Origin of the sequence: Atopobium minutum 10063974 (genome assembly GCF_000364325.1) — a bacterium.
Classification (GTDB): domain Bacteria; phylum Actinomycetota; class Coriobacteriia; order Coriobacteriales; family Atopobiaceae; genus Atopobium; species Atopobium minutum.
This window is the reverse complement of the sequence record NZ_KB822533.1, coordinates 873,033-895,271: the sequence shown is the minus strand read 5'-3', so window position 1 is coordinate 895,271 and position 22,239 is coordinate 873,033. Positions and strand designations below refer to the sequence as shown.

The window sequence follows — 22,239 nt, the reverse complement described above, 5'->3', positions numbered from 1 at the left end:
GTTAAACCTCCAACCTCTTGTACTGCTCGCAAACATCATCGGTAGGTCCGAGCATACGTTGCTTGCCTTTTTCAATCCAACAGACGCGATCACAGATGCGCTCTACCAAATCAATGCTGTGGCTGACCAACAATACGGTAACGCCTTCCGACTCAACGAGTTCTTTAATGCGGCGCTCACACTTTTGCTGGAACAAGAAGTCACCAACGGAAAGCGTCTCATCAACAATGAGGATGTCCGGCTCGGTAATCGTAGCAATGGCAAAGGCAATACGTGCAACCATGCCGCTGGAATAATTCTTAAGAGGCATGTCCATAAAGTTCTGGAGCTCTGCAAACTCAACGATCTCATCGAAATGATCGTCTATGAATTCTTTTTTATAGCCGAGAAGCGCGCCGTTGAGGTAGATATTTTCTGTAGCTGTAAGCTCCATATCAAAGCCTGCACCCAACTCAATGAGTGGTGCAATGGTGCCTGCTACCCGACAGCTACCCTCGGAAGCCTCAAGTACCCCAGCAATAATCTTAAGCATGGTAGATTTACCGGAGCCATTGGTGCCAACCAAACCAAACGCTTCGCCTCGTTTAACCTCAAAGCTAATGTGATCAAGCGCACGGAACTCTTTGAAGCTGAGCTCACCTTTGGTAAGCGCTAAGAAGTACTCTTTAAGGGAGTTAAACTGCTCCGAAGCAATATTAAAGATCATGGAAACATCGTCCACGGCAATAACAGTTGGCGCATCTGGAGCAGGAAGATCAGGACGCTTAAAGCCATCAGGAGCAGACACGGTTACCCAGCCAGAAACCGTCATGGTCCCATTATTGGAGTCATTGATATCTACAAAGATCTGGTAGCGACCCTCATGTGGCGGCTCAAAAACCCAAGAGGTCTCTTGCGTATAGGAACCGGTTTGGTTGTAAACAGAATCCCAATTACCTTCATCCCAACGACCCTCAAATGACCAGGTATAATTGAGCCATAGCTCCTTATGATCAATACCCTCAATGCGAGGCTTAACTACGGCGGTTTCTTCCGTAAGCAGCTGGGACTTCTCAATCCAAAATTGAGCGGTCCATCCATTGGGTTTATGTAATGTAGTGTCTGACAAGAGCTACTCCCCTGTTAGATATAAAGAATAAATTTGTGCTCGTTTTTATGAAATACCAGCCAGCCAAGCGCCAACGCAGCAAACGCAAACACAACACAACGAACAAGTAAGCCGATGGTTGGCATCTCTTGCCACAAAAGCGCATCACGAATAAGCGTGATGTAGCAATACATGGGATTAAATGCCTCTGCCACCTGCATCCATTCAGGCAAATTAGCATAGGGATAGAACAAAGGCGTGGCATACATCCATGCCGTAAGAAAAACGCTCCACAGATGGATAACGTCACGGAAAAAGACAGAGAGCGTAGAGAGAAGCAGGGACAGACCGATAGAAAAAATACCCAACAAAAGCAAGGCAATGGGCATGAAGAGTGCCAAGGGGGTTAGCGGTATGCGGAAAAAGAGCATAACCAAGGCAACAGCAACCAGGGAAAATGCATAATTGACCATAGCAAACAGAACTTTTTGCACTGGGAATACAAAGCGATTAACCCTTACTTTTTTGAGCAACGATGCCGCGCCGATAATAGATACCATTCCTTGAGAAGTAGAATCTGCCATCAGCTGCCATGCCGTGTTACCCAAGATCAAATACAGAGGGTAATTGCCAAGATCCGCGTTTTGATAGCGCATAAATGAAGAAAACACCGCTGCCATTACAATCATCATAAGCAGTGGGTTCAAAACACTCCACGCTACGCCCAAAAGGCTACGGCGGTACTTGAGCTTAAAATCCTTAGAAACCAGCTGCTGTAAGATAGAAAAATCGCGCTTAAGCGGAGCGTTCCATGCATCCCTGCGACTTATTATTTGATCTTGATTTACAGATTGAGAAATACTCACTATTTAGCTCCCCAAATCCTTTCGTAACCTGCATAGACAAAACGCTTTCTTGCTGCTGTCTATGGTGTTTACGTTCTTGTAAATCCTACCATGTACACCCTACCAACGGGAAAATTCCAAACAAATGGCGTAAGACTTTGTGATATTCTATGAAGATTTAGGGAAAGGGCGAGAAACAAAAAACCCGTGAGGTAAGCATCTCACGGGTTCGCACAATTTCTAACTGGCTCCCCGGGCAGGATTCGAACCTGCGACACGCTGATTAACAGTCAGCTGCGCTACCACTGCGCCACCGGGGAATGTTGCAAGCAACGAATACTAAGTATAGCGAACTCGTATCTGTGTGCAAGCATTTTTTTAAAAAACTTAAGGCTAATCTTCCATATAGTCCTTAAGCTTGCCTGACCTGGAAGGATGGCGCAATTTTGCCAGAGTTTTGGACTCAATCTGACGAATACGCTCACGCGTAACCCCAAACTCACGGCCCACTTCCTCAAGGGTTCGAGGATGACCATCTTCCAAACCAAAGCGCAGCTTAATAACCTTACGCTCACGATCTGCAAGACCATCAAGCACCTGATCAAGCTGCTCATGCAGCATAGAGTCAGAAGCTGCATCGGGAGGAGCCACAGCTTGTGCATCTTCGATAAAGTCACCCAGCTGAGAATCCTCTTCTTCACCAATAGGTGTTTCCAGAGAAACAGGCTCTTGGCTAATCTTTTGGATCTCACGTACGCGATCCGCCGTCATGCCCATTTCTTCAGCGATCTCTTCAGGGGTTGGATCGCGACCAAGATCCTGCAGAAGCTGACGTTGGACACGAACAAGCTTATTGATGGTTTCAACCATATGAACAGGAATGCGGATGGTGCGCGCCTGATCTGCAATGGCACGGGTAATAGCCTGGCGAATCCACCAAGTAGCATAGGTAGAAAACTTAAAACCCTTGGTGTAATCAAACTTCTCTACCGCACGAATAAGACCAAGATTACCCTCTTGAATCAGATCCAAGAACAGCATGCCGCGACCAACATAGCGCTTTGCAATGGATACAACCAGACGCAGGTTAGCGCTAATCAGGGCCTGCTTTGCCTCAAGACCCACCTGCTCAACACGGGTAAGACGGCGTATTTGTGCACGCGTAAACTCAACCTCGCCATTCTCGGCAGCCTCGAGCTTATCGGCAGCTTCACAACCTGCCTCAATTTTCATGGCAAGATGTACCTCTTCTGCAGCATTCAGAAGGTCTACCTTACCAATCTCTTTTAGATACATGCGTACTGGATCTCCAGTAAGCAACACCGTAGAGGCATCAGACTTGCCATGCTTCTTAGCACGCGTAGTGGTCCGCTTTTTGCTGGGCTTGGCACGAGAAACACTGCGAAGCTCCTCATCTGCAATTTTGATCTCATCAAGACCAGGACGCTTGTCCTCATCATCAAGATCATCAAATACAGAAGCATCGTCGTCGTCCGCAGCGCCCAAAACGTCCATCAAACTACCTGCAGCTTCAGAATCACCAGCAGTAGTTACTTCCACGCCACGAGCACGAACAGCATCATACAAATCGGAAAGTTCGTCATCTTCAATATCGATATCACGTAAGGCAACTTGGATATCATCTTCTGTAATACTTCCACTTTTAACGGAAGCATCTACAAGCTTTTGAGCAACCTGCGCGAGTTCCTCGGAAAGCTTGACGTCGGCTTTTTGCTTTTTAGCGGCCACAAAAGTCCTTTCGACGCACGGATTGTTCCATTCTACCCATTATTTTCAGGAGATAACAGTTGAGAAAGCGTTTTACTCAGCTCATTCACGTGTTGTTGCAGTTGCGTGGCCTCACAAAAGAGGCGCTCTGCCTCATCGCTCATAGGCGCACCACGCAGCTGTGAGCGAATCTGTCTAATTTGGCGCTTAGTCGAAAAGTACTCAACTTGGTTGAGCAGAAAATCCAACTTCTTGTCTTCACTGCCTGTCCAGACATGAGAGAGGCGACCTGACGATAAAATCTGACGGGCATCAGCTACCACCGCCTCTGCAGCGGCAACAACTTGAGCCGGTGGGGTTTGCACAGGTGTTGCCAGCATTGCCCATGCAAGGGCCTCATGCCGAGAGTCTGCCCATGAAAACGCACCTATCTTCATATCAAACGGACGGACCTTCTCCATATGTTCTGCCATATAGGAAAGAAGCTCACGCTCGATATATATTTGGCGGCGGTCATCTAACGATAAAACCGAGCTATCGAGCAAAGCGGCTTGGCTGCTTGCCGCGGTCTCTGCAGAAGCCACAGCTTCCTCATAGGGTTCATACTCATCTGACGCCGTGCTAACCAGCGTATCCCCTGGCAGCTTAGCATGTTTAATGCGCTGCTTGGTCTCTTCGTAGTCCATATCCAATGCATCAGAAAGCTGCGTAGCATAGCTGTCTAACAACAATGAGTTTTTGAGCGGAGCAAGCACTGAAGCAAGCTCATCCAATGCATGAACACGCTGACCAGGCACGGAAAGGTCATAGGTAGAAAGACGCTTAGCAAAGACAAAATCGATCAACGGCTGTGAGGCATCGAGCTGTTCCTGCAGTGCCTGAGCGCCATGAGCTGCCAAGAACTCTGCCGGATCTTGATTGTGGGGCAAGACAACACAGCGAATATCAGCCTTTGTTTTGTCTACAAATTGTAGCGCGCGCTCTGCAGCCTTTTGACCCGCTGCATCCCCATCAAACATACAAATGATCGTCTTTGCAAAACGAGAGAGCAGCTTAACGTGATCAAGAGAAAACGAAGTACCCAGTGCTGCTACAGCATGAGAAAATCCCGCTTCATGCATGGCAATCACGTCTGTATAGCCCTCGCAGACAATGGCTACTGCTGTGGTAGTAATAGCTTGCTTTGCATAATCAAAGGCAAACAGATACTTCCCTTTATGAAACACGGGCGTTTCTCGCGTATTAAGATACTTTGGTTTTGCATCACCCATAACACGCCCACCAAAGCCAATACAACGACCGAGTTCATCGTGGATAGGAAACATCACGCGATCATAAAACACATCCTGCAAATATCCTTTGCGCTCCACTGCAAGGTTGGCAGCCTGCATTTCTGCCTTTGTAAATCCCTTGCTTTGAAGATGTTGCACGAGCAGGGCATGACCAGGAGCAAAGCCAAGCATCCATTTTTTACAGACCTCAGAACCAAAACCACGTCCCGCACAATAGCTACGTGCTTCTTGGAAGGCAGCACCCCTTACACGCATAAGTTGTTTGTTGTAAAACTCTTGCGCAGCAGTCAAACATTCAATCAAACGATTGCGTTTAGGACCGGCAGCGTGCCCCGTACGCTCTTCTTTAAGTTCAATGCCTGCACGATCCGCCAAAAAACGAATGGCATCTGGAAAATCAAGGTTTTCTCGCTCGCAAACGTAATCAAAGACGTCACCGCCTTTACCGCAGCCAAAACAATGCCACAGTCCGGTGGAGGGAGTAATTTTAAACGAAGGACTTTTTTCCTGATGAAAAGGACAACAGCCCCACAGGTCACCGCCGCGAGGTTTGAGCACAACGGTTTCGGAAACTAACGCAGCAAAATCTGTAGCCTCGCGCACCCGTTCCTTATCGTTGTTGTCAATCACAAACTAACCTCCATAGGTGCCGTGCCAATATTTGTTGCTATCCATTGGATATTCCCCACAACCGTTTTTTTCAACTCCTCAAGTGATGGGAATTTTTTAGACGGTCGTAAAAAAGAAATGAACGCAACATCCACCTCTTTGGTATATAAATCTCCCTCAAAGCCCAGCAAATGGGCTTCCAAAAAATTCTGCTTCTCTTCCGTAAAAGTTGGCGGAGCACCAACGTTTACCGCTGCAGGCCATGCATGGCCATCGCAGTGCAGCATGCAGGCATACACCCCTTGCTGAGGAAAGCACCAGCTCTTATCGCAATGCACATTGGCGGTTGGAAAGCCAAATGAAGCACCCTGTTCCCTGCCGTGCTCTACCCTGCCGTGCACACAATAGCAGCGACCCAGCAGTTCGTTAGCCTGATCAAGCTGTGCCTGTTGGAGGAGAGCTCGAATGCGCGTTGCGGTTACTGTTCCATTGGTAACTTCCACCAAGGGATGCCCCATAACGACAAACCCCTGCTCTTTTCCCAGATGCGTAAGTGCCTCAACCGTGCCTTGCGCCTGAGCACCCAGCGCAAAATCTGCACCCACATGTAGTGACGCCAGCTTTCCAAAGCGCTGCAAGACCTTCGAGCAAAAATCCTGATAGCTCGTTTTCATAAGCTCGGGGGTAAAACGAAGCACCACCACCGCATCAACACCCGCAGCCGCCAACGCCCGTACACGAGCAGAAAGCGTAAGCAACAAGGCCTGTGGCGCAGCTCCTACCAAAGCAGAAGGATCGGGGTCAAACGTCACTGCCACAGCCAAGGTATCATGAGCCCGTGCATAGGCACAAGCATCGTGCACTAAAGCCTGATGACCTACATGCATGCCATCAAAAGCGCCAATGATATACGAGCGAGCAATCTCTGGCGTATTCCACGCGTCAGTGTAGACATATACTTGCGCGTCCGCTTGTCTTTCTACACTAAGCGGTGTCGGAGCATCGCATAGCAACGCCCGTTGCATAAGATGAGTGCGCGTATCCGCATCCAAAGGATAGCTTTGCATTACAGACGCACTCCTTCTATACCATCGGGAAAGTTAGCCACACAGACCAGGTGCTTACCCACGCGCTCCCACACACCAACAAGCTTGTTGTTATAAACTAAACTGGCACGCTGATGATCCACTGGTAACAGGCTATATTCCTGAGGGGTAAGCCAGAGTTTACGACCACAGCGCACCGCTTCCATTTGCGTATCGTCCAAGCTGCGCACATAATACCCAAGAGCAGCCAGGGGATTGAGCCATAAGGCTTCCAGCGCTGCTTTGCGCTCGGCCTCTGTACGTGTTTCCAAGGACTGCAGCTGGGCGAGCTGGGTACACGCATCCATGGAGATCCTACCGCTTTGTATGCGACGCAAGCCACAGATATGAGCAGCCGTACCAAGCTGTTGCCCCACATCACGAGCAATGCTGCGAATATAGGTCCCCTTAGAAGCAAGAATATCTACGTCCCAAATCAGGGGCTGTACAGAACTTATGCCGATAAGTGACGCCTCATAAATATGAATGGTACGCGCAGCAAGTTCAACCGTCTTACCACTGCGCGCTAAATCATACGCCCGCTTACCATTAACAGAAATGGCAGAGTATGCGGGAGGCACTTGCTGGTGCTCTCCTACAAGATCGAATATGGTGTGCGCGGCAAAGTCTGGATCATAAAGCTGCTCAGGAACCTGAGCCGTAGCAATGACTTTACCTGCAGCATCATCCGTAGAGGTCTGTGAGCCAAAACAGATACGTGCCTGATAGCGCTTACGCTCTGCAGAAAGCAAGCCCATAAGACGGGTGCCCTGACCAACCCCTACCACTAACACACCACAAGCATCGGGATCCAAAGTTCCCGCATGGCCAATACGGCGTTCATGCAAAGCACGACGCAGCTTATTTACTACGTCGTGACTTGTCATACCCACGGGTTTATCGATTGCCAACAGCGCATGCAACCCTGATGAAGAACGTTTCACCTCAGCAAACCTCTATTCCCCTTCAAGCAAGGCCGTCAACAGGGGAAGCGCTTGTGCTAGGACCTCTTCGATGGTACCGCTACAGCTAAAGCCCGCTGCGGCACGATGACCACCACCACCCAATTTGGCAGCAACCTGCGAAACATCCAGGTCGGATTTAGAGCGGAGGTTACCGCGCACCGTATGTGCATCCACCTGTTTTACAAACAAGGCCAACTGCGCTCCTGCTACGCTTCGTACGATGTCGATAAGCCCTTCGCTCTCTTCAGGCAGCGCGCCCATGGCGGTAAAATCATCCTGCAAGGCATAGCTGTAGGCTATACGGCCATTACCGTAGGTTTTAATACGGCCCATGACCAATGAGGCAAGATGCAAGTATTCCAGTCTAAAGCTTTGATACACGTTAAGTGAGATAAGTGCTGGATCTGCACCCGCATCCACCAGCAAACTTGCAATTTCAAATGCCTCAGAATCGGCATTTTGATATTGGAAACTTCCGGTATCGGTTACGATGGCTGTAAGCAAGCAGATTGCAATATCGGGGGTAAGTGCCAGCTTACGATTAAGCGCAAACTCCGCAATCATGACCCCTGTTGCTGCCACCTCCGGACGAGACAAGCAAACATCACCCAAGGCGTCGTCACTGGGATGGTGATCGATAGTTACCCGCTTAACAGCACGCTCATAAATGGCCTGTGCCTCATTAAGACGTGAAGGATGCGGCAGATCGATCATGAAGAACAGATCGGGCGTACCCGTATACTGACAAGCAGGCACAAAGCGCTCTGACTGAGGCATAAAGCGATAAATCGAAGGAATGGGCTTATCGTCAGCCAAGAGATTTACAACTTCTTTACCAGGCCAAACACGCTCAATAAGCATAGCTAAGCCCAAGCCAGACCCCAAGGCGTCGCCATCGGGGTTGGTATGGGCGCAGATTACGATGGTTTGTGCCTCGTCAATGAGTTCGGCGATGGCATCAAACATTTTTGGCTGTGCAGAAAAAGATTCTGTGTAGTGAGGTGCCACTACTCATCTCCCTTATCGGCAGACGAGTTGGAGCTATCCACAACAGGATAACCCTCCTCGTCCTTCTCGACAGATAAGGTGGGAGGTACCTGCTCTAAGGCATGAGCAATACGGTCCGCCTCATCTGTGGTCTTATCAATAGTAAACGTAAGCTCTGGCGTAACACGCCAGCCCAAACTGTGGCCCAGCAAAGAACGAATCCGTCCCTTAGCACGATTAAACGCCGCAAGGGTCCTGTCATAGGACTCGGGCTCACAGCTTACATACACGCGCATGAACGAACGATCAACTGAGACTTCCACGCCCGTAATGGTTACGAGCTCCAGATCAGGATCAGAGATCTCAAACAGCAAAATGCTTGCGAGCTTTTCACGCGCTCTCTCATTAGTGCGCCTTGAGTTCTGATTTTGCTTCATAGTTACTCCTTATGCTGCCTGTGTCTTACTCAGTACGGGCAACCTGGACAATCTTGTATCCCTCAATCAGATCGCCGGGGTGAATGTCCTGGTAGTTCTCAAGACCAATACCGCACTCAAAGCCAGACTTAACGCTCTTCACGTCATCCTTAAAGCGACGCAGCGAGGCAAGCTTACCATCAAAGATAACAATACCATCGCGTACCAGGCGTACCTGGTCTTCTCGAGAAATTTCGCCCTCGATAATCATGCAGCCTGCAGCAATGCCAACCTTGGGTACTTTGAAGGTATCGCGAACCTCGGCAGTACCGGTCTGCACTTCCTGCTCGGTAGGCTTGAGCATACCAATACGCGCAGCATCAATATCTTCGATGGCCTTGTAGATAACGCTATAGGAACGAATCTCCACACCCTGGCGCTCCGCAGCTGCACGAGCCTTTGCCTCGGGACGAACTCCAAAGCCAATGATAATGGCGTTGGAGGCGTCTGCTAGAACAACATCGGTTTCCGTAATAGCACCAACTGCAGAGTGGATGGTGTTAATACGGACCTCAGATTGATCCATCTTATCCAAAGAATCCTGCAGTGCCTCAATGGAGCCCTGAACATCTGCCTTAATAATGAGGTTAAGCTCCTTTACCTCGGCATCTGCCATGGTGTCAAAGAGGTTCTCCAGCGTTACGTGCTTCACGCGATTTTGCTCCTCGATACGAGCCTTGAGGGCGCGCTGATCTGCCAGATCACGCGCATCACGCTCATCGGGGAACACGCGGAACTCATCGCCTGCCATAGGAACGCTTTGCAAGCCCAGAATTTCTACTGCGTCGGAAGGACCGGCCTCTGTAACGGTATGACCCTTGGAATCCACCATAGCGCGGACGCGACCAAAGGACATGCCAGCGACAAGAGCATCACCAACGCGCAGCGTACCACGGGTGACAAGAACGGTAGCAACAGAGCCACGACCACGATCAAGCTTGGCCTCAAGGACGTTGCCGGAAGCAAAGGTAGACGGATTGCCCTTAAGCTCCAAAACATCTGCTTCAAGCAAGATGGATTCAAGCAAGTCATCAATGCCAATTTTTTGCTTGGCAGAGATGTCTACAAACATGTTGGAGCCGCCCCACTCCTCAGGAATGACGCCATGCTCGGTAAGCTCTTGGCGTACACGAGTGGGGTCCGCACCGGGCTTATCGACCTTATTGACCGCAACAATAATGGGTACGTCCGCCGCCTTGGCATGGTTGATGGACTCGATGGTTTGAGGCATCACGCCGTCATCCGCAGCAACAATCAAAATAACGATATCGGTTACGCGAGCACCACGAGCACGCATGGCGGTAAAGGTCTCGTGACCAGGGGTATCAATAAAGGTAATGGTACGACCCTTGATCTTAACCTGCGATGCACCAATTGCCTGAGTAATGCCGCCCGCCTCACCAGCAGCAACGCCGGTGTGACGAATGGCATCCAAAAGCGAAGTCTTACCGTGATCGACGTGGCCCATAACCGTAACCACGGGAGGCCTGGGCTGCAAATCCTTGGGATCATCGTAGAAGGTAAAGGAATTCTCCTCTTCCTTGGACATAACCTTTACATCTACACCCAAGTCGTCCGCCACCAGCTCAATGAGCTCATCGGTCATAGACTGGGTCATCGTAAGGGGGGTACCCAGCAAGAACAGGCGCTTGATAATATCATTAGCGGATACGCCGAGAAGCTCTGCTAGCTCGGCTACCGTAGCACCCTGCGGCACCTTAACGGTATCGAGCTGAGACAGGTCTTGGTCGTTTGCCAGCGCTTGCTCAATGCGCGCTTGCTCGGCAGCCTCTTCGGCTTGCTTTTGACGACGCTCCTTGCGCTTCTTGCGGCGGCCTGTCGATTCCTTACTCGCCTCTTCAACAGCAGCACGAGCAGCAGCCAATACGTGATCGCGATTGTACTCTTCTGCCTCACGCGCCATACGCGTATAGCGATCCTCTTCCTGCTCATGACGAGCCTTACGGCTGCGACTGCGCTTGGAATTGGTGGGCTGAGCCTCGGCCTTAGCCTGAGCAGCAGCCACATCGTCCGGAGTGGTTTGCGCCGCAGCTGTAGGAGCAGCTTTACGACGGTTGTTGCGACGATTGGCTTGCTTCTTAGCAGCAGCCTGCTCCTTTTTGTTAGCGGACTCTTCGGCCTTCTGCTGCTCCAAAACCTTTTGCTGTGCCGTAATTTGATCCAGCAAGCTCATCATAGAGGGTACGGCCTTAGGAGCGGTATCCTTTACACGGTTCTTCTCAGCCTCTTCGGCAGCCTTACGCTGTGCCTCGGCCTTCTCGGCAGCAAGACGATCTTTTTCCGCCTGCTCGGCAGCACGACGCTGCTCTTCCTCGGCGCGCTCGGCAGCACGACGCTGCTCTGCAGCAATGCGCTCCTGCTCTGCCTTGGCCTTTGCAGCAGCTTCTTCCTCAGCCTTTGCCTGCTCTTCCGCAGCTTTGGCGGCCTCAATTTCTGCAGCGCGAGCTTCCATAATGGGAGCAAGCTTTTTGCGCACCATGAATAGGTACGCATCTTCCAATGAAGATGACGCAGAAGAAGCGGGGATCTTCATTTCCTTTAAGTGCCCCAGCATCTCTTTACTGGTCATGCCATATTCTTTGGCAAGGTCATGTACTCGAATTTTAGCCATAGACTCTACCTCTCTCACATCATAAACCTACAGGACAAAGCCCAGACTAAATCAAAGAATCTGGATCGTCGGAAACCTCAATATCAGCCATCGAAGTCATGCGATCATGAACGCCACAGAAGCGAGAGCCAGGACGAGCCATGTTGCGGCACTGAACACCGGCTGGAGAGACATACTCACAACGATGCTCTTCATCTTCCTCATCGAGAAGATCCTCTGCCTGCACAACGGGCTGTACTGGCATACCGGCCAATACATTAGCAGCCAACGATTCATTCTTAATATCAATGTGCAAACCGGTAAGGCGAGCAGCCAAACGGGCATTTTGGCCCTCTTTACCGATTGCCAAGGACAGCTGATCATCCGGAACAATAACGGTTGCATAGTTAGTCTCTGGGTCCACTACCACACGGCTGACCTTTGCGGGAGACAGCGCGTTTGCCACGCATTGTACCGGGTCATTGCTCCAAAGAACCACGTCAACGCGCTCACCATGAAGCTCACCTACCACAGCGCGAACACGGCTGCCCTTAGGACCAACGCAAGCACCTACGGGATCAAGGTGTTCATCTGCGGAATACACAGCTATCTTAGAACGAGCACCTGGCTCACGAGCAATAGAGCGAATCTCTACAATGCCATCGTAAATCTCAGGAACTTCTGCCTCAAAGAGACGACGGATCAGATCAGGATGGGTACGGCTTACCACAATGGAAGGACGTACATGCTCTCCACGGACAGGAGCTGCGGTGCTGGATGGATCGCGCACATCCACAATAATGGCCTTGAGACGCTGGTTGTGCACGTAGCGCTCCCCTGCAGGGCGCTCGTTGCGCTCCTCAGGATAACGACGCAGATCAAAATAAGGAAGCTCTGCCTCTACACCCTCGCGAATCTTTACGATCGTAAAGTCATTGGTGATCTGTAACACGGTGCAGTTAATGATGTCACCGATGCGCTCAGAAAACTCCTCGTAAATCTGCTGACGAGCAGCGTTGCGCACAATGTTGTTAATCTCAATCTTAGCATGCTGCGCCGCAATACGGCTGGTGTCCTCAGGAGTGACATCTACCTCGTCAAACTCGGTGTATAGACCGGTCTCATCATCCCACGACTCCTCACGAGGAACCAGTTTATACACATAAATCTTGCCTGTTGCACGGTCGATGGTTACCTTAGCACCATCAATCAGGTGCATAACATCTGCATAGCTCTTAGCCAAAGACTGCTCTAAGCGATCCAACAAATACAGCTGATCGATATGCTTTTCTTGACACAGCGCCATCAATGCTTCCATCATTTCTGATGCCATATTCTCCCCTAACTACTTTTTCTTGGATGAAGAAGACGAAAAATCAAAATCAGGTTTAATAGTGCAACGGCCAATCTCTTCCAGCGCAAATTCATAACGCTCGCCATCACACAACAGCACGACCTTCTCATGCTCCATGCCCACCAGCTCACCGGTAAAGCGGCGGCGACCTTCATGGGCGGTGGTATTCAGCGCTACGGTAGCGCCAGCAAAACGCTCAAAATCCTTAGCACGACGCAAAGGACGAGAAAGTCCTGGAGAAGAAACTTCGAGCGTAAAGGTGCCGGGGAAAGGATCAACCTCATCGATAAGTTCCCCGATCCAACCCGTATGAGCTGCTACCTCATCCAAAGAGATGGCTTGTGCCTCTGGGTCAAGATAATCAATGCGTACGCGTACGGTTGGGTTTTTAGTAGCTCCCACAACCTCTACGTCCACAATGTCAATGTTGTGCTGTTCTCCAGCTTGTTCCAAAGCCTCAAGAATGCCTGCAACAACTGCCTCGTTAGCCATAGCGCCCTCCTTTCTGTATACATACAAGAAAGAAGCGGGGCCGGACGTGCACCCCACTTCTTTAGCAGTAAAACTTCACTATCTTGAGCAACTATACTACAAGAAAGCCGCCCGTGCAAGCTAGCTTACGGTGTACGACGGTACATCCATTTGTGGATCATAAAACGCGGTGAGCTTTCTTTCTTTATTAAAGCTCAAAGTTGCCGTATGAGTATCCGTAGAGCTCACCCCTGCGTACTCCTCACCTAAAACAGACCAATCCCAGCGTACCGTAACCGAAGCGCTTACCTGGCCCTTCTCGTTTCCACGTAAGTTGTCGATACTTACCAGCGTACGAGGTAAGGTTCCCAAACGAGTATCCACACCTGCAGGCAACGACTTACCGTTTTTGACAAACGCATAATACACATCTTTGTTAGAAGCTAAGGCGGCGGACCTACCGCCTATAGTGATGGAACTATCCACATACTGCTTGATGGTTCCGCCACAGGCATAGCCATCAGCTGCTGGGCTTCCACTATACACAGCACCGAGAATTGCTTTAGCAGCATCCTCAATGGTTTTGATATGCCCTTTTGTAACAGAAATGGTAATGACCGCATCTTTTTCTACGGCAGTCCCAACGACCGGATCTGCTGCGACAACAACTCCTTCTTTTTGGTCTGCTTGAGCAGCTACGTAAACGACCTTGGCTTTAAGCTGCGCCATACTTAACAAATTAGTGGCATCCGCCTCTGATTTATCAAGGACATCGGGTACCGTACGCTTCTTTGATACCTCAACCGTAATCTTATTTTTGGAGGATGCCTTGTTACCAGCAGCTATGTTTGCAGAAAGCACGATGTTCTCATCACCGTCGTCTATGACATCTACAAACTCATAGCTCAGCCCGGCTTCATCCAGCAGCTTTTTGGCTTCATCTTTTGATTTGCCGACAATATCAGGCATGGTTCGAGCTTTGGAAACCACCAGCTTGATGGTGGCACCTGGCGCAATCCTATCGGTATAGTTGGGACTCATACTGAGGACAAACCCTGGCTCACCATCATCAAATTCTTCTGATGTCTCTACGATAAACCCTTTTTGCTCCAAAGCGGCTTGTGCACGCTCAAGACGCCAGCCAACCACATTGTGAGGTGTCACTCCCCCGCACGCCTGCAAATGCCACAGAACAAAAACAATACCAGCAAGCGCAAGCACAAAAATAGCTATACCAAAGGTTTTGCTACGACCGTCCCAAGGATGGCTCATACGCTGGATGGCAACAGAATCTCGCAAAAGGTTTTTTCGTTCTTCTGCGCGCTTTGCCCCTTCTGCCACATCGGGAATGTCAGATAGGTTGGCAAGACTATGTCCACATTCAGGACAACGAACAGGAAGTATGCCATCTCCAAGATCATGAGAGCAATTTGGACACAACATACTTCCTCCGTTACATACTATGTACTACCGCTGATTACTTTGCTACAAAGTTTACCAGCTTATTAGGCACAACTATTACCTTAACAACCTGTTTTCCGGCAAGTAGTTCAGAAACTGCCTCTTGGGCCTGCTGCTGCATTTGTTCCTTAGTGGCATCCGTGGCAATGGCAATACGTGCACGTACTTTACCCATAATCTGTACAACAATCTCTTGCGTTGCAGCAATAGCCTGCTGTTTGTCAAACTCAGGCCACTTCTCATCATACACCGAGCCACTCAGGCCAAATGCCTCATGGTACAGCTCTTCTGCCCAATGAGGACAAATGGGTGCCAGCATGGCCACAATATCTCGAGCAACCCGTGCGCACAAAGCCGCATCGCGACTTTGAGGAGCCTCTTGAGTATCTACCAGATATTTGCTTGCAGCATTAACAAGCTCCATGACCGCAGAAATAGCCGTGTTAAACTGCCCTCGATCATAGTCATTGGTGCAGCGAATACCAAGCTCATGCAGACAGCGATTGAGCTCCAAAGCCTTGCTATCCAGACAATCCAGCCTCAGCTCTGCATTAAAGTCTGCGGACTGCGTGAGGCCCCACACCACGCGCCAAGCACGCTTGATAAAACGATTGGCACCTCCAACAGCTTCTTCGTCCCAGTCAAAGTCCTTCTCGGGAGGAGCGATAAACAAAATGGCAAGACGCATAGTATCCGCGCCATATGGATCAATAACGCTTGAGGGAGGAACAACATTGCCCTTTGACTTAGACATGGTATCGCCATTGGCATCCTTAACCATGCCCTGGGTAAGCAGGTTGGTAAACGGCTCGTCTACATCCACCATGCCTAAGTCGCGTGCAACCTTAGTCCAGAAGCGAGAATATAGAAGGTGTAAAATCGCATGTTCAATACCGCCGATGTAGTTATCTACCGGCATCCAATGATTGACCTTCTCACGCGCGTAGGGCAACTCGGTGTTATGAGGATCGGTATAGCGCATGTAATACCAGCTTGAGCACGTGAAGGTATCCATGGTATCCGTAATACGCTTGGCGGGCTTGCCACATACCGGACAGACTGTCTCATAGAATGCGGCGTTTTGTGCCAGGGTTTCTCCAGCGCCCAAATCCAGATTTTGAGGGAGCAAGACGGGAAGATCCTTTTCTGGAACAGGAACATCACCACAATCATCACAGTGAATCATGGGAATGGGATTGCCCCAATAGCGCTGGCGAGAAATTAACCAATCGCGCAGGCGGAACTGGACCTTAGGTCGGCCACAGTCATGCTGCTCAAGCCATGTGGTAATAGCCTCTACCGCCTCGGAATGCTTGCCACCCTTAAGCCCAGTAAATTCACCGGATTGAATGAGATAGCCCTCAGTAGCCATCGCGCTATCCCAATCTACCGAGGTTACGCGCAGGTCTTTCTCATCCTTGAGCTGCTCATACAGCGGATCATCCTTTGTACAAATAATGGGTGCAATGTCTAAGCCATACTTTTTTGCAAAGTCAAAGTCGCGCTGGTCTCCGCAGGGAACACCCATAACAGCACCGGTGCCATAGTCCAGCAGGACATAGTTGGCAACCCAGATAGGTGCAAGACGACCATTGACAGGATTGCTAACATAACGGCCGGTAAACACGCCGTTCTTCTCTAAGCCAGAACCCTGACGATCAACGCTGGAAATCTTTTCTGTTTCTGCCTTAAGCTTGCGATACGCATCCTCGTACTGTGTGCCGGCGACCAACTGTGCCGCAAGCTCACTTTCTGGAGGAAGCACAATAAAGCTGGTGCCAAAAACGGTATCTGCACGCGTAGTAAAGACGGTAATTTTCTTATCAGTAGGGGTCACACCATCTACATCTACCAACGTAAAGTCTATTTCTGCACCCTCAGAGCGACCAATCCAATTGCGCTGTTGAGCCTTTACATTTTCTGGCCAGCCCTCAAGCGTATCCAGATCATCCAACAGCTCCTGGGTATAGTCCGTAATCTTGAGGTACCACTGAGAAAGATTGCGCTTCTCAGGAATAGAACCGCAGCGCCAACACACACCATTTACTACCTGCTCGTTTGCAAGCACAGTCTTGCACTGAGGGCACCAATTAACTGGACTGGTGGCTCGATACGCCAAGCCCTTCTCCCACATCTTAATAAACATCCACTGACCCCAGCGATAGTACTCGGGATCACAGGTGTTAAAGAGGCGGTCGTAATCATACGAGAAACCCATACGATGCATGGTCTGCACCGCTTGAGCAATGTTTTGATAGGTCCACTCAGCCGCCTGGGTGTTATGTTTAATGGCAGCATTTTCTGCAGGAAGACCAAAGGCATCAAAGCCAATGGGATGTAGCACATCATAACCACGCATGTGTGCCTGACGCGCCATAGCATCACCAATAGAATAGTTGCGTGCATGGCCCATGTGCAGGTCACCCGAAGGATACGGGAACATTTCCAGCACATACTTTTTGGGACGATCCGATTTATCAGAAGCCTTAAAGGTTTTCTCGGTCTCCCATACCTTTTGCCATTTAGCTTCAATCTCCTTGGCGTCATACCAAGGGATGGTGGAATTCTTTTCATCTGGTGTGCTCGTGTCTGTCACGTGTACTCCCCTCATACTGGTTAGATAGCTATAAAGTTTAACCCAGTTTTAAATAAATAAAAACGACACCTCAAAGCTTTGAAGTGTCGTTACGCAATTATTACGAACTAGTTCTTATGCTCCCGATAAGAGCGAGAAGCTCTGGTGGGGTTACTCTGCCCTATGAGCGGAAGTTATTCTCGGCAGGACTGTCTTTGAGCATAACATCATGTGCGCCGCCCTCTACCAAAGAGGTTGCAGAGACCAAGGTAATCTTTGCCTTTTCGCGCAACTCTGCCAAATCAAGGGCACCACAGTTGCACATGGTAGAACGTACTTTGGTAAGCGAACCATCCACGTTGTCCTTAAGCGGACCTGCATACGGAACATAGGAATCTACACCCTCAACAAAGGAAAGCTGCTTTTTGGAGCCGCCCAAATCGTAACGTGCCCAATTGCGCGCACGAGCAGAGCCTTCGCCCCAGTATTCCTTCATGTAAGAGCCATTGACATTAACGCGACGCGTTGGAGACTCATCAAAACGAGCAAAGTAACGACCAAGCATCAAGAAATCTGCGCCCATGGCAAGCGCAAGGGTCATGTGGTAGTCATAAACAATGCCGCCATCGGAACAAACGGGAACGTAGACACCTGTTTCCTCATAATACTCATCACGAGCACGGCAGACATCAATCAAGGCAGAAGCCTGTCCGCGACCAATACCCTTTTGCTCACGAGTAATGCAGATGGAACCGCCGCCAATGCCAACCTTAACAAAGTCTGCACCGCACTGTGCCAAATAACGGAAGCCTTCCGCATCCACCACGTTACCCGCGCCAACCTTTACGCGGTCACCATAGTGCTCGCGAATCCAGTCCAGCGTAAGCTTTTGCCATTCCGAGAAGCCCTCGGAGGAGTCAATGCACAAAACATCTGCACCGGCTTCCACCAGCAGAGGAACACGCTCGGCATAATCGCGGGTATTGATGCCAGCACCAACAATGTAGCGCTTATGCTCATCGAGCAGCTCTTCCGGACGAGCCTTGTGGGAATCATAATCCTTGCGGAACACCAAAGAGCACAGGTTACCGTTCTTATCGACAATAGGAAGCGTGTTGACCTTGTTGTCCCAGATGATATCGTTGCATTCCTTCAAAGACACGCTGGGATCTGCCGTTACACACTCAGATGCGGGAGTCATAAACTCGCTCACCTTAAGGTTACGATCATCTCGAGAAACCCGGTAATCACGGCTGGTTACAATACCGCAGAATTTACCAAAGGGCTGTCCATCCTCGGTAACCGGCATGGTGGTGTGGCCGGTAGTATCACGTATATCCAGCACATCCTGAAGCGTCATTGCAGGCGTAAGGGTGGAGTCAGAAATAACAAAGCCAGCCTTGTAAGACTTAACCTCACGTACCATGGAGGCCTCATCCTCGGGGGTTTGAGAGCCATAAATAAAAGAAATGCCGCCTTGCTGTGCTAAAGCGATAGCAAGACGGGGACCGGAAACAGCCTGCATAATGGCGGAAACCATAGGAATATTCATGGTGATAGCCGATTGCTCACCACGCTTGAACTTAACGAGCGGCGTCTTTAAAGAGACGTTAGCAGGGACATTTTGCGACGAGGAATAACCAGGGACTAAAAGGTATTCGGAAAAAGTGTGAGACTCCCCCTCGAAAAACGTTGCCATATAAGCTGCTCCCCCTTCATTTCTGGCGACCCATAGGCCGCAGGTTTAGTAGTTTGAACGATTGTAACGCACTCTCTGAACTTTATGACTGAGCTGATTCAGAAGACCGTGCCTCAGCTTTGGTATTCACAACGTCGTCAAACGAAACGGCGATTGTATGCTTTGTGGGTACCCATTCGACCTTTTTAAACAGGGCTGCAACCGTAATAGGAATATAGGTCATCATGAATAGCGGGAAGGTAAACAGGTTGGTAATGATCTTTATCTTCTTATCGCAATGGATATGCTTGTACTCCGTAATGGTGGTGAGAAGCCCCAAGAGAAAGAATACGCTGTACATAGAGGTAAAGGTCATAACCAACGAGCCAGATGCCATGGCAATTTCATTGGTCTTTGCCAAAAATCCACTGGATAAATTGCCCACTATTAAATAGGTTGCATTCACAAAGAAGGACAACAGCGTCAAAATCATGCCAGGGGCAATGGTCATCATCATATCGTATGAGCTAAATTTACGAGCCCCAATGCCACGTAGCAAGTCTTTCCAATATGAGAAGAATACCTGGTAAAATCCCTTAGTCCAGCGCATACGCTGAATCCATGACGCCTTAAACGTAGTGGGTTGCTCATCAAAAAACTCTGCCGGCGCATAGCCAATGCAAATATCATGTGCAGCACAAAAGGTGGAAAACTGAATATCTTCCGTAAGGGTATGGAAATCCCATCCATGCATGCCACGAATAATCTTCTCAGACACCATCCAGCCAGAGCCGGAAACAGCACAGCTGGTATGGCTTTGCATGCGCGCATTGTTAAGGAATTTCCCCTCGCGCAAATACCAGGTAGCATATCCAGCAGAAATCCAGTTAGAATCAAAGTTCTTGGAATTGCGATAGCTCGTAGAAACCAAGTAGCCCATATCAAAGACCTGGTTCATGATGCTTACGTAATCAGGAGAAGCGATATTATCGGCATCAAAAATAAAAAATGCCTCAAACTTGTTGCCATACTCATTAAGAATGCGGTTAAACCCGTAATCCATAACCCAGCTCTTGCCCTTGCGTGCAAGGTCATTGCGCTCATACACCACCGCTCCCGCCTCGCGGGCAACGCGGGCGGTATCATCGGTACAGGCATCCGCTACAACAAAGGTCTCAATATATTGAGCAGGATAATTTTGGTTCTTGATAGAGCGTACAAGATTGCCGATCACTTCTTCCTCATTGTGAGCTGCAATAAAAAACGCGTATGTATGCTGCTTTTTTGCAGGCGGCAGTTTGACATCGCCCTTAATAAGTACCCGAATAATAAAGAAAAATTGATAAAGATAGGCAAAGGTATAAAACAAAAACAAGATGCCATTAAACAACACAATGGGTGTAATGGCCATGTGATTAAACTCGTACACTACCCTATCCAATCGTGCGTAAAGAGTTGTGGAATGATTTTCTCACCCACCTCAGACCTACCAAGTGAGCGATCTTGTATTGATTGTAGAGGAGTCACCAAATCAATGGGCAAGCAATCGGCTATCTCTATGGTCTCTCCCGAAACGGGGTGGGAAAAGCTGATATGCCAAGAATGCAAGAATTGCCTATTGAGGTTGAGATTTCTTTGCAAGCTACCCCTGCCATACAGTGGATCTCCCACCACCTGATGGCCAATATGACGCATGTGTACACGGATTTGATGCGTCCGCCCCGTGTACAAATGACACTCCAATAAGGAATATCCCTCATCTTTGGGTCCCGCTTCAAAACGCTCAAGCGTGCGAAACGTGGTAATGGCTTCTCGTGCCATGGGATCATCGGAAACCGTCATGGACAGGCGATTGCGGGTAGAGCGGGCGATGCCCGTCACAATAGTGCCTTTCTCCATGGAAACATAGCCTTGCACCAAAACGATGTAGCGACGATCCAGCGTGCGCAGGCGAATCAAATCCTGTAGATACTTTTGGGTTGCATCGTCTTTGGCAGCGACCATAAGGCCCGAGGTATCCATGTCTAAACGATGCACAATACCTGGTCGGTCATCTCCTTGTAGCAGTCCCAAATGATCATAGCCACAGTGGGCGACAAGGGCATTGGCAAGAGTATCATCCACATGACCAGGACTGGGGTGGCAAACCAAACCGGCCTGTTTGGACAGCACGATAAGATACTCATCTTCAAAGCGAATATCCAGATCTATATACGGATTGGGACGCAAGACACCGGTATTTTGCTCCTCTGGCGCGTCATAACATACATAAATACGATCACCCAGCACAACGCGCTCAGACTTGTTCTGAGCAACGGTGCCATTGATGGTTACGGCACCAGCTTCTATCAGTTTGACGCAGGCAGAGCGTGAAGCAAAGTTTCCTGCTTGCGTAATAAAAGTATCAAGGCGCTGACCATCGGTTGCGGGGTCTACCAAAAATTCAAACCTTTGGCTGGCCATTATGCTTGTCCTTGTTCAGAGGATCCATCGTGGGCATCACGGCTTGTGTCAGAGGCCAACACCGCGCCATCGGCGCGCTGCACCAACAAAAAGGTCCCAATAATGCCACAGCTAACGGCAATGTCTGCCAGGTTAAAAATCGGAAAGTTAATAAATTCTGTAGCGAGAAAATCTGTAACAGCGCCAAAGACCACACGGTCAATAAGGTTACCTATACCGCCGCCACACACCACGCCCAGACCAAGAACTACACTCAAAGGGAGGCGTTTATCGAGAAGTACCCACAAATAGGCAGCTATCACGACAGCAAGTGCAAAGAGCACAAACACCCAAGATGCACCTTCTCCAATGCTAAAAGCAGCGCCCTTGTTTTGCACCAGCACTAAACGTATAACGCCTGGCAACAAGGGCTGAGGACCAGCAGCAAGATACTGGCGCATATACGCCTTGCTGAGTTGGTCCAGCGCAACAACCGCACAGACCACCGCTGTCATAATAAACAGTTTGGTCCGTGCGGTCATTCGTGCACCAGGCGTTGATGTTTTTGTCAAT

Annotated in this window: 17 protein-coding genes and 1 tRNA gene; all 18 read right to left on the bottom strand. The window is 49.6% G+C overall.

Features of this window, described 5'->3' with window-relative positions:
• Window position 1: 1 nt before the first annotated feature.
• The gene (locus HMPREF1091_RS08235) at window positions 2–1,108 is read right to left on the bottom strand and encodes an ABC transporter ATP-binding protein (RefSeq protein ID WP_002563569.1); all 1,107 of its coding nucleotides are present in this window, start codon (window positions 1,106–1,108) and stop codon (window positions 2–4) included.
• Window positions 1,109–1,122: 14 nt separating this feature from the next.
• The gene (locus HMPREF1091_RS04090) at window positions 1,123–1,953 is read right to left on the bottom strand and encodes an ABC transporter permease (RefSeq protein ID WP_002563568.1); all 831 of its coding nucleotides are present in this window, start codon (window positions 1,951–1,953) and stop codon (window positions 1,123–1,125) included.
• A 224-nt stretch (window positions 1,954–2,177) separates the two neighbouring features.
• Window positions 2,178–2,252, bottom strand: a tRNA-Asn gene (locus tag HMPREF1091_RS04085).
• 73 nt (window positions 2,253–2,325) lie between these two features.
• A complete protein-coding gene (gene rpoD, locus HMPREF1091_RS04080; protein ID WP_002563567.1) occupies window positions 2,326–3,681 on the bottom strand; it encodes an RNA polymerase sigma factor RpoD in 1,356 nt (451 codons plus the stop codon).
• Window positions 3,682–3,713: 32 nt separating this feature from the next.
• Window positions 3,714–5,582, bottom strand: a complete 1,869-nt coding sequence (gene dnaG, locus HMPREF1091_RS04075; protein ID WP_002563566.1) for a DNA primase — start codon at window positions 5,580–5,582, stop codon at window positions 3,714–3,716.
• Entirely contained in the window at window positions 5,579–6,628 is a 1,050-nt protein-coding gene (gene ribF / locus HMPREF1091_RS04070; protein WP_002563565.1) for a riboflavin biosynthesis protein RibF, read from the bottom strand. The genes dnaG and ribF overlap by 4 nt, the downstream gene beginning before the upstream one ends.
• Entirely contained in the window at window positions 6,628–7,590 is a 963-nt protein-coding gene (truB, locus tag HMPREF1091_RS04065; protein ID WP_002563564.1) for a tRNA pseudouridine(55) synthase TruB, read from the bottom strand. Before truB ends, ribF begins: the two co-directional genes overlap by 1 nt.
• A 12-nt stretch (window positions 7,591–7,602) precedes the next feature.
• Window positions 7,603–8,619 carry a DHH family phosphoesterase gene (locus HMPREF1091_RS04060; RefSeq protein WP_002563563.1) on the bottom strand — a complete coding sequence of 339 codons (1,017 nt, stop codon included), beginning with the start codon at window positions 8,617–8,619 and terminating at the stop codon, window positions 7,603–7,605.
• Window positions 8,619–9,035 (bottom strand): 30S ribosome-binding factor RbfA, encoded by a 417-nt coding sequence (gene rbfA / locus HMPREF1091_RS04055; RefSeq protein ID WP_002563562.1) that lies wholly within the window; start codon window positions 9,033–9,035, stop codon window positions 8,619–8,621. The genes HMPREF1091_RS04060 and rbfA overlap by 1 nt, the downstream gene beginning before the upstream one ends.
• A gap of 25 nt (window positions 9,036–9,060) precedes the next feature.
• Window positions 9,061–11,706: a translation initiation factor IF-2 gene (infB, locus tag HMPREF1091_RS04050; RefSeq protein ID WP_002563561.1), complete on the bottom strand. Its 2,646-nt coding sequence runs from the start codon at window positions 11,704–11,706 to the stop codon at window positions 9,061–9,063.
• A 46-nt stretch (window positions 11,707–11,752) separates the two neighbouring features.
• Complete coding sequence (gene nusA, locus HMPREF1091_RS04045; RefSeq protein WP_002563560.1) at window positions 11,753–13,018, bottom strand: transcription termination factor NusA; 1,266 nt, start codon at window positions 13,016–13,018, stop codon at window positions 11,753–11,755.
• A gap of 12 nt (window positions 13,019–13,030) precedes the next feature.
• Entirely contained in the window at window positions 13,031–13,531 is a 501-nt protein-coding gene (locus tag HMPREF1091_RS04040; protein WP_002563559.1) for a ribosome maturation factor RimP, read from the bottom strand.
• Window positions 13,532–13,651: 120 nt separating this feature from the next.
• On the bottom strand, window positions 13,652–14,953 hold the full coding sequence (locus HMPREF1091_RS04035) for a PASTA domain-containing protein (RefSeq protein WP_002563558.1): 1,302 nt from the start codon (window positions 14,951–14,953) through the stop codon (window positions 13,652–13,654).
• Between the two features lie 34 nt (window positions 14,954–14,987).
• Window positions 14,988–17,582: a leucine--tRNA ligase gene (gene leuS, locus HMPREF1091_RS04030; protein ID WP_051058329.1), complete on the bottom strand. Its 2,595-nt coding sequence runs from the start codon at window positions 17,580–17,582 to the stop codon at window positions 14,988–14,990.
• 145 nt (window positions 17,583–17,727) lie between these two features.
• The gene (locus HMPREF1091_RS04025; protein ID WP_002563556.1) at window positions 17,728–19,245 is read right to left on the bottom strand and encodes an IMP dehydrogenase; all 1,518 of its coding nucleotides are present in this window, start codon (window positions 19,243–19,245) and stop codon (window positions 17,728–17,730) included.
• Window positions 19,246–19,327: 82 nt separating this feature from the next.
• Entirely contained in the window at window positions 19,328–20,635 is a 1,308-nt protein-coding gene (locus HMPREF1091_RS04020) for a glycosyltransferase family 2 protein (protein ID WP_002563555.1), read from the bottom strand.
• A gap of 17 nt (window positions 20,636–20,652) precedes the next feature.
• Entirely contained in the window at window positions 20,653–21,687 is a 1,035-nt protein-coding gene (locus HMPREF1091_RS04015; RefSeq protein ID WP_002563554.1) for an RluA family pseudouridine synthase, read from the bottom strand.
• The gene (gene lspA, locus HMPREF1091_RS04010) at window positions 21,687–22,238 is read right to left on the bottom strand and encodes a signal peptidase II (protein ID WP_162261128.1); all 552 of its coding nucleotides are present in this window, start codon (window positions 22,236–22,238) and stop codon (window positions 21,687–21,689) included. The genes HMPREF1091_RS04015 and lspA overlap by 1 nt, the downstream gene beginning before the upstream one ends.
• Window position 22,239 lies beyond the last annotated feature (1 nt).